The organism is Thermocrinis minervae (genome assembly GCF_900142435.1).
GTDB lineage: Bacteria > Aquificota > Aquificia > Aquificales > Aquificaceae > Thermocrinis_A > Thermocrinis_A minervae.
Genome location: NZ_LT670846.1, coordinates 1 through 14,018, shown reverse-complemented (window position 1 = coordinate 14,018; position 14,018 = coordinate 1). Strand labels below are relative to the sequence as shown.

The 14,018-nt window shown below is 45.0% G+C and carries 15 protein-coding genes, 1 tRNA gene and 1 pseudogene; 6 read left to right on the top strand and 11 right to left on the bottom strand.

The window, feature by feature from the left end:
- Nucleotides 1-7 precede the first annotated feature (7 nt).
- Together mtnC and cutA are read left to right on the top strand one after the other, a co-directional pair.
- Nucleotides 8-667, top strand: a complete 660-nt coding sequence (gene mtnC / locus B5444_RS00080) for an acireductone synthase (RefSeq protein ID WP_079653233.1) — start codon at nt 8-10, stop codon at nt 665-667.
- 11 nt (nt 668-678) lie between these two features.
- The gene (gene cutA / locus B5444_RS00075) at nt 679-1,011 is read left to right on the top strand and encodes a divalent-cation tolerance protein CutA (RefSeq protein ID WP_079653232.1); all 333 of its coding nucleotides are present in this window, start codon (nt 679-681) and stop codon (nt 1,009-1,011) included.
- On the opposite strand, the gene B5444_RS00070 is transcribed toward cutA, so the two are convergent.
- Together B5444_RS00070 and B5444_RS00065 are read right to left on the bottom strand one after the other, a co-directional pair.
- Nucleotides 965-1,555 carry an anthranilate synthase component II gene (locus tag B5444_RS00070; protein WP_079653231.1) on the bottom strand — a complete coding sequence of 197 codons (591 nt, stop codon included), beginning with the start codon at nt 1,553-1,555 and terminating at the stop codon, nt 965-967. The genes cutA and B5444_RS00070 overlap by 47 nt on opposite strands.
- A gap of 5 nt (nt 1,556-1,560) precedes the next feature.
- Nucleotides 1,561-2,739 (bottom strand): pyridoxal phosphate-dependent aminotransferase, encoded by a 1,179-nt coding sequence (locus B5444_RS00065; RefSeq protein ID WP_079654613.1) that lies wholly within the window; start codon nt 2,737-2,739, stop codon nt 1,561-1,563.
- 27 nt (nt 2,740-2,766) lie between these two features.
- Here B5444_RS00065 and purL point away from each other — a divergent pair, with 27 nt between their 5' ends.
- Together purL and lspA are read left to right on the top strand one after the other, a co-directional pair.
- On the top strand, nt 2,767-5,001 hold the full coding sequence (purL, locus tag B5444_RS00060) for a phosphoribosylformylglycinamidine synthase subunit PurL (protein ID WP_154021698.1): 2,235 nt from the start codon (nt 2,767-2,769) through the stop codon (nt 4,999-5,001).
- Entirely contained in the window at nt 4,959-5,435 is a 477-nt protein-coding gene (gene lspA, locus B5444_RS00055) for a signal peptidase II (protein WP_079653229.1), read from the top strand. Before purL ends, lspA begins: the two co-directional genes overlap by 43 nt.
- Here the strand turns inward: lspA and B5444_RS00050 are convergent.
- Nucleotides 5,429-5,860, bottom strand: coding sequence for a copper chaperone PCu(A)C (locus B5444_RS00050; protein WP_079653228.1), 432 nt, complete (start codon nt 5,858-5,860; stop codon nt 5,429-5,431). The two genes, lspA and B5444_RS00050, sit on opposite strands and share 7 nt — an antisense overlap.
- A gap of 168 nt (nt 5,861-6,028) precedes the next feature.
- Between B5444_RS00050 and B5444_RS07835 the strand changes: the two are divergent.
- Nucleotides 6,029-6,085 (top strand): annotated as a pseudogene (locus B5444_RS07835) (hypothetical protein); the annotation flags it as partial.
- Entirely contained in the window at nt 6,086-6,835 is a 750-nt protein-coding gene (locus B5444_RS00045) for a Kae1-like domain-containing protein (RefSeq protein WP_079653227.1), read from the top strand.
- Here B5444_RS00045 and B5444_RS00040 read toward each other — a convergent pair.
- From B5444_RS00040 to B5444_RS00005, 8 genes are all read right to left on the bottom strand, one after another.
- A tRNA-Lys gene (locus tag B5444_RS00040) sits at nt 6,833-6,906 on the bottom strand. The genes B5444_RS00045 and B5444_RS00040 overlap by 3 nt on opposite strands.
- Before the next feature lie 20 nt (nt 6,907-6,926).
- Nucleotides 6,927-8,315: a bifunctional UDP-N-acetylglucosamine diphosphorylase/glucosamine-1-phosphate N-acetyltransferase GlmU gene (gene glmU / locus B5444_RS00035; protein ID WP_079653226.1), complete on the bottom strand. Its 1,389-nt coding sequence runs from the start codon at nt 8,313-8,315 to the stop codon at nt 6,927-6,929.
- Nucleotides 8,315-9,373, bottom strand: a complete 1,059-nt coding sequence (murG, locus tag B5444_RS00030; RefSeq protein ID WP_079653225.1) for an undecaprenyldiphospho-muramoylpentapeptide beta-N-acetylglucosaminyltransferase — start codon at nt 9,371-9,373, stop codon at nt 8,315-8,317. Before murG ends, glmU begins: the two co-directional genes overlap by 1 nt.
- Nucleotides 9,370-10,074 (bottom strand): uracil-DNA glycosylase, encoded by a 705-nt coding sequence (locus B5444_RS00025; protein ID WP_079653224.1) that lies wholly within the window; start codon nt 10,072-10,074, stop codon nt 9,370-9,372. Before B5444_RS00025 ends, murG begins: the two co-directional genes overlap by 4 nt.
- Nucleotides 10,059-10,793, bottom strand: coding sequence for a cyclic pyranopterin monophosphate synthase MoaC (moaC, locus tag B5444_RS00020; protein WP_079653223.1), 735 nt, complete (start codon nt 10,791-10,793; stop codon nt 10,059-10,061). The genes B5444_RS00025 and moaC overlap by 16 nt, the downstream gene beginning before the upstream one ends.
- Nucleotides 10,790-12,142: an NADH-quinone oxidoreductase subunit N gene (locus B5444_RS00015; protein WP_079653222.1), complete on the bottom strand. Its 1,353-nt coding sequence runs from the start codon at nt 12,140-12,142 to the stop codon at nt 10,790-10,792. Before B5444_RS00015 ends, moaC begins: the two co-directional genes overlap by 4 nt.
- A gap of 3 nt (nt 12,143-12,145) precedes the next feature.
- A complete protein-coding gene (locus B5444_RS00010) occupies nt 12,146-13,615 on the bottom strand; it encodes a complex I subunit 4 family protein (protein WP_079653221.1) in 1,470 nt (489 codons plus the stop codon).
- A gap of 3 nt (nt 13,616-13,618) precedes the next feature.
- Nucleotides 13,619-13,939, bottom strand: coding sequence for a hypothetical protein (locus B5444_RS00005; RefSeq protein WP_231967186.1), 321 nt, complete (start codon nt 13,937-13,939; stop codon nt 13,619-13,621).
- Nucleotides 13,940-14,018 lie beyond the last annotated feature (79 nt).

Here is a 14,018-nt window from a genome sequence, read left to right as displayed (position 1 = left end):
GAGAGATATGAGGATCATCCTGCTGGACATAGAAGGTACGGTGGCCCCCATATCCTACGTGAAGGATGTTATGTTTCCCTACTCAAGGGAAAGGTTAGAGGGATTCCTTAAAGAGCATTGGAACGATGAAGATGTAAGGCAGATCTGGAAGGAGTTAGAAGCAAGGGTAGGAAGAAGTCTAGACTTCGAAGAAGGGGTAAAACTTCTAAAAGAATGGATAGATAAGGACCTTAAGGAGAAGCCTCTTAAGGACCTGCAGGGTCTTATCTGGGAAGAGGGCTTTCTAAAGGGAGAGTTGGTTGCACCTATATACGAGGATGCTTATAGGAAGGTGCTAGAGTGGTACAAAGAGGGTAAAAAACTCTACATTTATTCTTCTGGTTCTGTAAAGGCTCAAAAGCTTTTCTTCTCACACACCAACTATGGAGATCTTTTGCAGTTCTTTTCTGGTCACTTTGATACGTCCGTGGGTAGTAAGAAGGATCCAGAGTCTTACAGGAGGATTTCTCAAACTATAGGTGTTGGACCTGAAGAGGTTTACTTTTTCTCTGATTCTGAAGAGGAGTTGGATGCGGCAAGGTTGGCAGGTATGAACACTGTGAGAGTAGTAAGGGAAGGAGAAGTCCTATCAAAGCATAAGATAATAAGAAGTTTTGATCAAGTATAATTGTTGTTAGTATGAAGGGGTATTTGGTAGTTCTGATAACTGTACCTCAGGATAAGGCCTTGGATGTAACCAGACACATAGTGGACAACCGACTTGGTGCCTGTGTAAACATAGTCCCTGAGGTAAGATCCCTTTACTGGTGGAAGGGTAAGGTAGAGGACGACAGGGAAAGCCTTCTGGTGGTTAAAACTTCCATGCAGGTATTTCCAAAGCTAGTGGAAGAAGTCAAAAAGGTACATCCCTACACGGTACCTGAGATAATAGCACTTCCTATAGTAGCTGGCAACGAGGACTACCTTAGGTGGATAGACGACTCTCTTGGACTATCTGAAGGAAGTTCCTAAGTATATCCAGACCTACCTCTGATAGTACAGACTCGGGGTGGAACTGGACCCCAAACACAGGATACTCCACGTGGGCTATACCCATAATCTCTCCGTCTTCTGACTCTGCAGTTATCTTAAGCTCCGCGGGTAGGCTTTCCCTATCTATCACGAGCGAATGATACCTAACCGCAGTGAAGGGGTTTTTGATACCTTTGAATATACCTTCTCCTGTATGGTATATGAGAGATGTTTTTCCATGCATTAGCCTTTTAGCCCTCACTATCCTGGCTCCAAAGGCATAACCTATGGCCTGATGTCCCAGGCATACGCCTAGTATAGGATACTCGGTGTAATACCTTTTTATCACTTCTACAGACACGCCAGCTTCCTTTGGTGTGCATGGGCCTGGAGAAATGACTATGGCATCCACACCAAAACTCTTTACATCCTGAACTTCTATCTCGTCGTTCCTCTTTACCAGGACTTGGGCACCAAGCATGTAGAAGTACTGCACCAAGTTGTAGGTAAAGGAGTCGTAGTTATCTATCATCAATATCTTCATGGTCTTCAAAGAAGCTTCTCAAGAGCAAACTTTATCCTTCTTATTCCTTCTGCTATATCTTCTTCGGAAAGGCAGTAAGAAAGCCTTAGATAACCCTCAGCCCCGAAGGCTGAACCTGGGACGCCGGCTACCTTACCTACCTCCAAAAGATACTCGGCTAACTTAAGATCGTTTCCAAGCTTTGTTGAGTAGTAGGAGAGGTTGGGGAATATGTAAAAGGCTCCCTTTGGCTTTACCACACTTACGTGGGGAATTTCCCTTAAAAGCTCATAGGCTAAATTTCTCCTCCTTTCAAAGGTGGACCTCATCCTTTCAACGAAGGCTTTGCCTTCTGGGTTCCTAAGAGCCTCGAGGGCTCCCCATTGGGCAAAGCTTGTAGCATTGGACACACTCTGGCTGTTTAGATCTGCTATGACCTTGGCGTATCTCTCTGGGCAAGCCACGTATCCTACTCTCCAACCTGTCATGGAAAAACTCTTGGAAAAAGCGTTTACAGTAAAAGTTATACTTCTTACCTCCTGTGAGAGGCTTGCAGGGCTTAAAAACTCCTCTCCATCGTACACAAAGGCTTCGTAACACTCGTCGGATATTATGAATATATTCTTTTCTACGCAAAGTTCGGCTATTTTCTGCAACTCTTCCTTTGGCACTACGGCACCAGTAGGGTTGGAAGGGGAGTTAAGGACTAGAACTTTCGTCTTTGGTGTTATGTATTTCTTTAGCTTTTCAACCGTAAGCACAAAGCCTTCCTTTTCGTCTAGGTTGACTATTACAGGCTTTGCACCGAATAGTAGAATCTGTTCTGGGTAGGTGACCCAGTAAGGGGCTGGTAAGAGAACCTCATCACCCTCTTCGAGCAATGCCATGAAGGTTAAAAACAGCGCCATTTTAGCGCCAGCGGTAACCACTATTTCAGAAGGGTTGTAGTGAATCTTGTTTTCCTTTAGGAGCTTTTCAGAGAGAGCCTCCCTTAGGGGTAGTATACCTGCAGAGGGTGTGTACTTGGTTTTACCTTCCTTTAGGGCTTTTATGCATGCCTCTTTTATGAACTCTGGGGTATCAAAGTCTGGCTCTCCAGCACCAAAACCTACGATATCTTCCCCTTTAGCCTTAAGCTGGTTTATCTTGGCACTCAAAGCCAAAGTTGGAGCAGGTTTTATATGTGAAACCCTCTTAGAAAGCATGGAGAACATTATAATAGTCTACACATCATGCAGGACTATGCTTTATACGGTCTTACAGAGGAAGAATACAGGAGAGTTTTAGAAGAGTTAGGAAGGGAGCCAAACCACGTAGAGCTTGGAATAATAGGGGCTCTTTGGTCGGAGCACTGTTCCTATAAGTCCTCTAGGAACCTCCTTAAGGTCTTTCCTACCAAAGCCCCTTGGGTGGTTCAGGGCCCTGGTGAAAATGCCGGAGTCGTAGCTTTTGATGAGGATGTTTGGATAGCTTTCAAGGTGGAAAGTCATAACCACCCTTCCTTCATAGAACCCTTCCACGGTGCAGCTACTGGTGTGGGTGGCATCATAAGGGACATACTCTCGATGGGTGCAAGACCTATAGCCCTCATGGACTCTCTCAGGTTTGGTTATCCTTTAGACTCTAGGACAAAGCACATAGTGAGGGGAGTGGTAAAGGGAATAAGCAGCTACGGAAACTCCATAGGAGTCCCCACGGTGGGCGGAGAAACATACTTCGAGGAGTGCTACAAGACTAACCCTTTGGTTAACGTCTTCTGTTTGGGCATAATGCCCGCAGGAAGGATGCTTAGGGCAAGAGGAACAAAGACTGGTCAAAGGCTTATCCTAATAGGTTCGGCTACAGGTAGGGATGGCATACATGGGGCTGTAATGGCCTCTGGTGAGTTTAGTGATGATGCAGAGTCCAAAAGGGTTAACATCCAGATTGGAGATCCATACTTTGGAAAGAAACTTGTGGAGGCCATTCTCGAGCTAGTGGAGAGGGACCTGCTGGTAGGGCTCCAAGACCTTGGAGCTGCAGGCCTTGCCGGTGCTGCTTCCGAACTTGCCAGTAAATCCCAGATGGGAGTGGTACTCTTCTTGGATAAGGTACCCCTACGTGAAGAGGGTATGACTCCCTTTGAGATAGTCCTTTCCGAAAGCCAGGAAAGGATGCTTTTAGTGGTTGAAAAGGAGAAGGTAGAGGATGTGCTAAACCTTTCCAAAGAGTACCATCTGGAGGCTGCACAGGTGGGAGAGCTCACAGAAGATGGTATCTTTAGAGCTTACTATGGAGAACAGCTAGTTGCCGAGCTGCCTGTCAGCCTTATAGTGGAAAAAGCTCCAAGGTACAACAGACCAAGACAGCAACCTGAATACCTTGAAAAGGTTTGGACCTTTGACCAATCAAAGCTTCCAGCCGTAGACTTAAGAGAAGCCCTATATAAGCTCCTAAGTAGTCCGAACCTATGCTCCAAGGAGTGGATATACACCCAGTATGACTACCAGGTGGGTACAAACACGGTTCTAAAGCCCGGTGGAGATGCTTCAATCCTCAGGATAAAGTGGGTGGTAAAGCCTGAGGTAAAAAGTGACAAGCTCTTGGCTATAACCTCAGAAGGCAATGGAAGAATGCTATACCTGGATCCTTATGAGGGTGCCAAGTACTCAGTGGCAGAAGCCTTTAGGAACCTAGCGTGCGTAGGAGCTAAACCCTTAGCCATAACTGATTGCCTCAACTTTGGGAATCCAGAAAGACCTCAGATAATGTGGCAGTTGGAGATGGCTGTTAATGGTATGGCAGAAGCCTGCAAGTTCTTTGGTGTACCCGTTGTAAGCGGTAACGTATCCCTCTATAACGAGACTGTAGAAGAGAACGAAGCAAGGAACGTGTACCCAACACCCATATTAATGGCTGTAGGAAGGATAGACGGCAAGTACGTGGACCACAAGTTTAAAGAGGAAGGGCACCTTATCTTTCTCATCGGAGACATAAGGAGGGAATTCTCTGTAGCTGGAAGCGAGTACCTAAAGGTTGTACACTCTCAGGTGGCCGGCAAAGTGCCCAGGGTAGACTTGGAGAAGGAAAGGAAACTACATGAACTCCTTTACAGACTCATAAACGAGGGGATAGTATTCTCAGCCCATGACGTCTCCTTAGGTGGCCTTATGTTTACCTTGCTTGAGTGCCTCTTTGGAACACCTTTCGGAGCAGAGATAAAGCTCTACACAGAGGAACGGTTGGACTTCTTCTTCTTCTCGGAGAACCCCACTCTGGTGGTGGTAAGCACGGATAGCGACAGGGCAGACCTTCTTAAGGATATGGTGGAGCAGTCTGGTTTGGATTGGATGTACCTAGGTAAAGTAACCGAAGAACCAAAGCTTGTGATAAAGAACGTGGACGAAAAGGTACTGGAGGAAGATGTAAGACATCTGGAGGAAGAATGGAAGCTTTGCTTAGAAAGAGTGCTTTCCTTTACTGGTTGATCGTCTCCCTAGTGGTCTTGATTGACCTATTTACAAAGAATCTAGCAGAGGCATTCTTACAGTATGGTGATATTACGCTTTTGCCCTTTCTGCATCTTGTACTCGTTCACAATAAAGGGGTGGCCTTCGGATTCTTATCAGAAGCACCAGACAGCATAAGGTTACCCGTACTCATCCTAACGCCCTTGATAGCCACCACTTTGACCTTTTTCTACGCTTTGAAAAACCCCTCTCCCTTCAACTCCATTGTTATGGGTATGATAGGAGGCGGGGCAATCGGTAACTTCTACGATAGACTCTTCTTAGGTTACGTAAGAGATTTTATATACGTAAGCTATAAAGGCTTAGCCTGGCCCGCTTTTAACGTAGCGGACGCAAGCATAAGCCTCGCCATGGCCCTTTTGCTTATAAGATGGCTTCTGAAAGGTCAGTGATGGTGATGTTCTTCCATCTTGCCTATACCCTTCTTTAAGGGTGCATTTACCTTTACCTGGCCTGACTTTTCAAACTGTAGGACCAGTTCCACTTGCTGACCTTCCTTAGTGGGTTTTTTCAGATCTATTAGCATTATGTGGTATCCACCAGGCTTTAACTCTACCTTCTTCCCAGCCGGTATCTCTATGTACTTTACCCTTCTCATCTTTCCCCCTACAGTCTCGTGAATTTCTGCAACCTTCGATATGTCACTCTTTGCACCTATCAATTTATCAGGTTCGTTTCCTTGGTTTTCAATCACCATGTAGGCTGCGCTAGAACGAGAGTTGGGTGGAACCTCTCTTACCCAGGCATCTTTTACCTCTATCTTGGGCTGGGCCAGAGCAACACCTAGCAGAATTAGACTTGGTAGGAATCTTCTCATTTTAAACCTCCTTGAGTAAATTATAATAACTGTATAAACAAATTATAATGTACTTCAACTGAGAGAGAGGTAAAGATTCAGTTACATCCTTGTGAAAAATTTCTTAATGTGGCACATCGCGAAATGTCTGAACTCTAAGCTTTTAGTTAATATTCCTGGTGGGCAAAACAGTATGGTAAAGAATTGCTTCAGATACAACATCACCATGCACACATGGTGTCATGTATGGCGGAAAGGGGTGTGGGTGTAGGTCAAAGGGTTCTTGGCATCGTGTGGGATGGAACCGGCTATGGAGTGGACGGTACCCTCTGGGGTGGGGAGTTTTTAGTAGGAGGATATACGGATTTTGAAAGAGTTTACTCTTTCAAGGAGTTTAGGCTTTTAGGTGGAGAGAGGGCTATAAAGGAACCATACCGTGTGGCTTTCTCGTTGTTGTACAGCATGTATGGAAGGCAAGCTCTAAAGTTCTTTGATTTCCTGGAAGATAAGGAACTTGCCATGTTGGAAAGACTTTACATCTCTGGCTATAACTCTCCTTACTCTTCTTCCGTTGGTAGGCTGTTTGACGGGATTGCTTCCATCCTCGGTTTGGTGCATAGGGTATCTTACGAAGGGCAAGCAGCTATGATGCTTGAAAGCATGTATGACTATACGGTAAAAGAGACTTATCCTTTTGATGTAATAGATGGGAAGGTCCTCTGGGAAGGCATAGTGGAGGGTGTTTTAAAGGATAAGAAGAAACCCTCTGTAGCGGTAAGCAGGTTTATCAACACACTAGCGGAGGTTTGTCTTTACGTATCCAAAGAGGTAGGCATCCCTACCATATGTCTCTCAGGAGGAGTTATGCAAAACGACCCCTTGGTGCATAAGATCAGGGAAAAACTTAAAGGCTTTGAAATCCTGCAACACCAAACGGTCCCACCTAACGATGGTGGCATTTCCTTAGGACAGGCAGTCTTTGGTGGTCTGTTATGAGCCGGGCGGGATTCGAACCCGCGACCCACGGATTAAAAGTCCGTTGCTCTACCAGACTGAGCTACCGGCTCTATGAAAGAAATATTATAGCTCAGTCTTTTAGCTTTTCAAAGCCCTTACCTTTTAGAAGTCTTTGTCTTGCTCTAGCTATGGCAAGGTCTCCTTCTGGCACGTCTTTGTTTATAACAGACCCACCTGCTATGTAAGCGTAGTCACCCACCTTTATAGGAGCTATAAGCAAGGAGTTACTTCCTATAAAGGCATACTTACCTACGAAGCTCTTGTGCTTTTTCTTTCCGTCAAAGTTAGCAAACACAACGCCAGCACCTATGTTAGCTCCTTCCTCTATTGTGGCATCCCCTATGTACGCAAGATGTTTAGCTTTTACTCCCTCACCTATATAAGAGCTCTTAACCTCTACAAAGCATCCTATCTGTGCCGAACTTTTTATGGTAGTCCCGTCCCTCAAGTACGCAAAGGGGCCTATAGAAGCGTAACCCTCCACCGTAGAGTTCTTTATTACTGAGTAGGGTTCTACTACAGCTCCCTCTCCTATTTGGGAGCTTTCTATGTATGCGCCTTTGCCTATCTTGGCGCCTTTGCCTATGCGAGAGCTACCCTTTATGGTCACCGATGGTTCTATTTCTACATCACCTTCAAGGATAACATCCGGCTCTATGTAGACCGTTTCAGGTTGATGAATAGTATTTCCTTCTTTTGCCAAACGTTGCAATATCCTGAGCCTTAGGACGTTTTCTGCTATCGCGAGCTCCCACCTGTCGTTAACCCCCATGGCTTCTACAGGTTCTTCTGCCATGAAGCTCCTAATCTTGTAACCCTTTTGATACATAAGGTCTATCACCTGTGTGAGGTACAGCTCTCCACTGACTGGACTATGTTTTACCTGGAAGATGGTTTCAAGAAGCTTGGCACAGTCAAAGATGTAAACGCCTCCGTTTATCTCGTTTATCTTCTTCTCTTCAAAGGTGGCATCTTTCTCCTCTACTATCTTCATCACGTAACCTTCTTGATCCTTTACAACCCTTCCATACCCTGTAGGGTCGGGTAAAAAGGCAGACAGTAGAGTGCAGGCAAGCTTTACACCTTCGTACTCCTCAACCATATGCATGAATCTGATCATCTGCCTTATGGTCTCTGCTTTTACCATAGGAGCGTCACCGTTTATTACAAGAAGTTGTCCATCGTCTGCCCTCCAGAAGTCTATGGCCGAGAGCACTGCATCCGCTGTTCCGCCTTTGGGATTCTTCTGTTCAAAGAATCGTAATCCTTCGTCTTTGAAATATTCCATTACCTGTTCTTTACAGTAACCTACAACCATACCTATATCCCTTATGCCTGCATCCTTAAGGGTTTTCACTACGTACCATACCATGGGCTTACCCAGTATAGGATGCATCACCTTAGGTTTTTGGCTTTTGAACCTTGTCCCAAGACCTGCTGCCAGTATTAGAGCCTTCATTAGCTTTCCTCCAGTCTATCTAATATCCTAATGCTGGCATCCGGTTTGCAAAAGGTCTTCATCCTTTCAGAAAAGGACTCTCTGTCTATCAAGAGCTTTTCAAGCATTTGGATCACATCTTTAGGCTTAGCCTTTTCCTCTCGGAGCACAAAAGCTCCTCCAAGCTCTTCCAACTCCTTAGCATTATAATACTGATGGTCCATAGCAGCATGCGGGTATGGTATGAAGAGGGAAGGTACTCCAAAGAGGGAAAGCTCGCACACGCTGCCGGCACCAGATCTAGATAAGGCTACAGAACAAGCTCTGTACAGAAGTCCCATGTCCTCATAGAAGGGAAAGACCAAAACCCTTAACTTTTTTTCAGAGTAAAGATCTTTGATCCTTTGGTAGTCTCTATACCCTGTTATGTGTATACCCTGCCACCCTGTTTTTAGGAAAACTTCTGCAGCCACCTCGTTCAGAAAGGACGAGCCTTGACTACCTCCCATCACCAGCAGTACAGGATATTCCTCATTAAGCCCAAGCTTTTTAAGAGCCTCATCTCTGCTCATATTCAAACTCTTTAAGAGACTTTCCCTTATAGGTAGTCCTGTCCTTTCTACTCTATCCTTAGGGAAGAATTTTCTGCTGTGTTCAAAGGTTATAAAGATCTTTTTGGCAAACCTGCTTAAAAGTTGGTTTGTCTTGCTGGGTACAGAGTTTTGTTCATGTAAAAAGAGGGGCATTTTCTTTAGAATGCTGGTAAGCCCTAGGGGTAGGCTTGCATAGCCACCGAAGACCAGAGCCTTTGCTGGACCTTTAACAAACTTGAAGGTGTCCATAAGTGCCTTCGATAGGTAAAACAGGGACTTGATCTTTTGTAGAGGGTTCAAACCAACAAAAGGATACACATCCAAAAACAGCCTCTGGCAGTTTATAAGGTGTTGCATCTTATTCTCTATTCCTCTTTTTGCTCCTACGTAAAAAACGTTATGTTTTTTCTTTATGGCTTCTTCCATAAGTGCCAGGGCTGGGAAGAAATGGCCACCTGTACCACCACCAGATACGTAAAGCTTCATCCTAAAAGTTCCTTTATCTTCTTAAGGTCTTCTACAAACTCCTTCTCGGCGTGTGGATTTCTTAGTATGTAAGCGGGATGGTAAGTGAGCAGGACCTTTATCTTAGGATTGAAAGGGTACTGGAAGACCTGTCCCCTGTACTTGGTTATGGGATAGCTTTTGCCCATAATTCCTTCCAAGGCAGTTGACCCTAAGCATACTATAAGTTTTGGATTGATAATCTCAATCTCCTTCTTAAGGTAGCCTACACAGCTAGCTATTTCTTCTTTAGTGGGTTTTCTGTTGTTAGGGGGTCTGGATTTTACCACGTTGGTGATGTAAACGTCCTCCCTCTTTAGACCTACTTCTTGAAGCTTTCGGTTTAGATACTGTCCTGCCTTTCCTACAAAGGGTCTTTTTAGCTTGTCCTCTTCTTCTCCTGGAGCTTCTCCTACGAACACAACCGGTGAGTCTGGATTACCTTCCCCGAAAACATAGCCGCTTGAACCTTCAAACTTAGGGCACTTTCCCTCTGTCTCTATCCTTCTGTAGAGTTCTTCAAGGAGCTTTTTCTTTGAGTCCGTCTGAGGCTTTTCTAGATTTTCTGTCTGTCTGTGCTGTTCCTGCCTAGGCTGTCTGTATACCTGAGAGCTTTCCAAAAAGATAACATCAAAGCCAATAGCCTTTAAAGCCCTGAGAGTTGCTTCTAGTCTTGTATCCATGAGGGTAACAGTTGAGAAAAGTTTTCGAAGAAGGCTAGAAAGGCAGACTTATCAAGTACTATGTAGAGCTTTCCCTTCTTCCTTCCGATTATTACACCTTTTGTGGATGGGTTTATGGAAAAGAGGCTTAGGTTAACAGCCGTCTCGGCTGGAAGAATCCTCTCATCAAGGTCCACATACTTTGTGGTGATCACCACATTAGCCTTTTCCTCGCCGGAAAGTTTATGACCCTTGCTTTCTACTATGCCCGAGAACTCCGAAAGCTCTTCATCTAGAAACATGTTAAGGCTCTCCATCCTCCAGTCGCTTTTACCACCCTTTTTCTCCAGCAGCTTTATCTCCTCTATCACCATGCTGTCGTCTAGGCCCTTACACATGTCGTATATGCAGAGTAGAGATACGCTAACAGCTGTAAGAGCTTCCATCTCGTAACCAGTCCTGGCAACACCTTTTACGAAGGAAAAGACTTCTATAGAGTCTTCGTTAATCTTTAGATCTACCTCCACGTGGTCTATGCTAAGTGGATGGCAAAAGGGTAAAAGCTGGTGGGTATGCTTTGACGCCATTATACCAGCCAGCTTGCTTGCTGAAAGCACATCCCCTTTGGGTACTTGACCTTGGATTATCTTCTGTACAGTCTGGGTTTTTAACCTTATCCTTCCGTAAGCCCTGGCTATCCTTAGAGTAGGGGGCTTATTGCTGACGTCTACTGTTCTCATAGTAATTCATATACTAAGTGTGGTAGTATACCCAGGAGAAGCACCAACAGACCGCAGACAGTAAGGACAAAGGATTCGCCAGCTGAAAGTCTAAAGCTGTGCATCTTTTGACCTTCTTCTTTCATGTACATGTAAACGACCACCTTCAGGTAGTACCCTGCAGATATCACGCTGGCCACAGCGAAGATCAAGGCAAGCCACATAAGGTTTACGTTTGCAAGACCCATAAACAGTGAAAGCTTTCCTACGAAAAGAGCCATGGGGGGTATGCCTATAAGTGCCATCAAGAAAAGGGTAAGTAATGCTGCCAGGATAGGTCTTTTCCTACCAAGGCCCACGTAATCCAAAAAGTGATGGGAGAAATTCTCCTGCTTTTCTAAGGTAGCTAAAACGGTGAAGGCTCCCAAGGTGGCAAAGCTGTAAACTATTACGTAGAAAAGCAGGGCTTTCTGCAGCATAGGATCTTTTACTGTAAGGCCGGTTAAAAAGTATCCTGCATGGGCTATAGAGGAATAAGCCAGAAGTCTCTTTACAGAATTCTGCGCATAAGCTGTAAAGTTTGCGTAAAGCATGGAAAGCATGGAAAGGATGACCACCACTGACATCCATATCTTTACGTGGGATGTGTAGGAGAGGAGCTTTACCAAGAAGAAGTAGACGGCAAGCTTAGGAACTGTTGCCATAAAACCCGTTACTGGAGTGGGAGCCGATTCATAAGCGTCCGGAGTCCAAAAGTGGAAGGGAACGGCGGATATCTTAAGAGCTAGCGCCGATAGAAGCAAAAAGGTAGCCAACGTGAAAAAACTGTTCTCCTGTGTGTAATTTGTAAGATAAAGGCTACCTGTTGCACCGTAGTAGAAGGCGCTACCAAGAGCAAAGAGAGACGTACCGGTAGCACCCATCACTAAGTATTTGTAAGCACCCTCTTTAGAAGGATAATCTCCCCTGAAGGTCCCCGTAAGTATATACAGGGTTATGGAAGAAAGCTCCAAAGATAGAAAGGTTAGACCCAGATTGTTGGACGAAACTAGTATGGAAAGACCCAGGGAAGCCATAAGGGTCAGGTAAGAAACCTCTCCATAAAGGGATCCTTTCTCCTCGTAGTAGGCATACATAGAGAACAGTGCTAAAGCTGTCAAGATGTATATAAAAAGCTTCGCAGTCGGATATGTGGTAAAAAGGCCGTAAAAGGTATCAGCAGGATGAGGAGCAAAGTACAGAGACACAGCCGCCATTAAGGCCACTATGCCACCCAGAACGTAAAGGACTCTTTTCCTTTCCAGGAAGAGTTCCAAAAGGAAGAGAAGAAGAGCACCTACAAGCAGTACAGTTTCTGGAAGGAAAGCCATACTTTAACCTCCAAGTACCATCTTTGTAGTGTGCTCCATAAGCTTTACAAAGGGGAAGGGATATACGCCCAGTAAGAAAGCTGCAGCTATTACAAGAAGGAAAGAGAGCATATGGTGTACTTCCAGGTCTTTAAGGTGGCTCCACTTTTCTCTTCTGTAATCGGATATGGTTTCTTCTTCAAGCATAACCCTTTTGTACATGTACAGAAAGTAAGCAGCGCTTAGGACTACACCAGAACCAGCCACAAAAGCCCATACGGGGAAGCTTTTAAAGGTTCCAAGGAGGATTAGGAACTCTGCCACAAAGCCAGAAAGACCAGGGAAGCCTATGCCAGCAAGACCTGATATCATGAAAAAGATGGCAAGGTTTGGAAGGTATCTAGCTAAACCACCAAGGTCATCCATATGGTAGGAATGTATACGGTCGTATATAAAGCCGGCTGACATAAACAGGGCTGCAGAAGAAAGACCGTGGGCAACCATCATATATACGGCACCATTGAGAGCGTTGTGGTCCATGGCAAAGGTGCCCAGGGTAACCATACCCATGTGACTTATGGAGGAGTAGGCTATCAGCTTCTTTATGTGTGTTTGGGCTATGGCCATCATGGCGGCGTATATGATGGCTATCACACTGAGTAAGAATACAAGGGGTATAAAGTACTTGCTTGCCTCTGGAAACATGGGTAAGGAGTACCTTACAAAGCCATATGTACCCATCTTAAGGAGGACTGCTGCCAGGATCACAGAACCGGCTGTGGGTGCTTCCACGTGTGCGTCTGGGAGCCACGTATGGAAGGGCCACATGGGTACCTTAACCGCAAAGCCTATACCAAAAAGCAAGAAGAGTACCACTTCGAGCCAGAAGGGACGCATAAGGTTCTTATGGAAGAAGTAGTCAAAGCTTACCTGACCAGAGGTGATGTAGCCATAAACCACCAAAGTGGCTATGCCCAAAAGCAGGAATATGCTACCAAAGAAGGTATAAATGAAGAACTTGTTTGCTGCGTAGACTTTATTGTCGTGTCCCCACAGACCTATGATGAAGTACATGGGTATGAGCATAGCCTCCCAGAAGAGGTAAAACAGGAAAAGGTCAAGGGCTGAGAACACACCCAAGCATGCTGTTTCAAGTATCAAAAACAGAGCTATGTACAGGTTTGGTCTGTCTTCTATCCTTATAGACCATATAAAGGCCACCAAAAACATGAGGGCAGTCAAGACCAACAGCGCCATACCCATACCATCAAGTCCCACATGGTAGGAAATACCTAAGGATGGTATCCAGTTCAGTCTAAAGACATGCTGGAAACCTTCCTTGTTCCAGTCAAACTTTAAAAACAGGTCTAGGGTAATCAAAAAGACGAGAGCTGAAACTCCTGTAGCAAGCCACTTAGAAAAAGTTTCATTCCTAACTAGGAGTACTACTATCCCCGCCAGGAGTGGTAGAAATATAGCCAAGCTAAGCTCCATCCTTTACCCTCCAAAGATTATTAGAAGTAACAGTAGTGCCAAACCAACAGCCATAAAGAGCATGTAAGTGTTTATCTTTCCAGATTGGACTAGCTTAAAGGTATGCCCAAGGTTTGAGACAATATGGTAAAGACCGTTTACGACTCCATCTATAAAAAGTTTGTCACCTACTTGGTAAAGGAGTTTGGAGTACATCATATAACCTGCGGCCAGCACTTTGTGGTAGAGTTTTTCTGTGAAGAACTGTTCTTTTAATGTAGTGTGTAAGGGCTTAAGGGCTTGGTAGAGTTTTTCAGGGTCTGGGCTTTTCCTGACAAAAACCATGTAGGCCAACGCTATACCAGTTAAAGCTACAAAGGTGGAGATAAGGGCTATGTTTAGGTGAAGCTCCTCTTTATGACCA

Coding starts and splice junctions, on each gene's coding strand:
- mtnC (WP_079653233.1), top strand. CDS start 8: ATGAGGATCATCCTGCTGGACATAGAAGGTACGGTGGCCCCCATATCC.
- cutA (WP_079653232.1), top strand. CDS start 679: ATGAAGGGGTATTTGGTAGTTCTGATAACTGTACCTCAGGATAAGGCC.
- B5444_RS00070 (WP_079653231.1), bottom strand. CDS start 1,555: ATGAAGATATTGATGATAGATAACTACGACTCCTTTACCTACAACTTG.
- B5444_RS00065 (WP_079654613.1), bottom strand. CDS start 2,739: ATGCTTTCTAAGAGGGTTTCACATATAAAACCTGCTCCAACTTTGGCT.
- purL (WP_154021698.1), top strand. CDS start 2,767: ATGCAGGACTATGCTTTATACGGTCTTACAGAGGAAGAATACAGGAGA.
- lspA (WP_079653229.1), top strand. CDS start 4,959: ATGGAAGCTTTGCTTAGAAAGAGTGCTTTCCTTTACTGGTTGATCGTC.
- B5444_RS00050 (WP_079653228.1), bottom strand. CDS start 5,860: ATGAGAAGATTCCTACCAAGTCTAATTCTGCTAGGTGTTGCTCTGGCC.
- B5444_RS00045 (WP_079653227.1), top strand. CDS start 6,086: ATGGCGGAAAGGGGTGTGGGTGTAGGTCAAAGGGTTCTTGGCATCGTG.
- glmU (WP_079653226.1), bottom strand. CDS start 8,315: ATGAAGGCTCTAATACTGGCAGCAGGTCTTGGGACAAGGTTCAAAAGC.
- murG (WP_079653225.1), bottom strand. CDS start 9,373: ATGAAGCTTTACGTATCTGGTGGTGGTACAGGTGGCCATTTCTTCCCA.
- B5444_RS00025 (WP_079653224.1), bottom strand. CDS start 10,074: ATGGATACAAGACTAGAAGCAACTCTCAGGGCTTTAAAGGCTATTGGC.
- moaC (WP_079653223.1), bottom strand. CDS start 10,793: ATGAGAACAGTAGACGTCAGCAATAAGCCCCCTACTCTAAGGATAGCC.
- B5444_RS00015 (WP_079653222.1), bottom strand. CDS start 12,142: ATGGCTTTCCTTCCAGAAACTGTACTGCTTGTAGGTGCTCTTCTTCTC.
- B5444_RS00010 (WP_079653221.1), bottom strand. CDS start 13,615: ATGGAGCTTAGCTTGGCTATATTTCTACCACTCCTGGCGGGGATAGTA.
- B5444_RS00005 (WP_231967186.1), bottom strand. CDS start 13,939: ATGGTTTTTGTCAGGAAAAGCCCAGACCCTGAAAAACTCTACCAAGCC.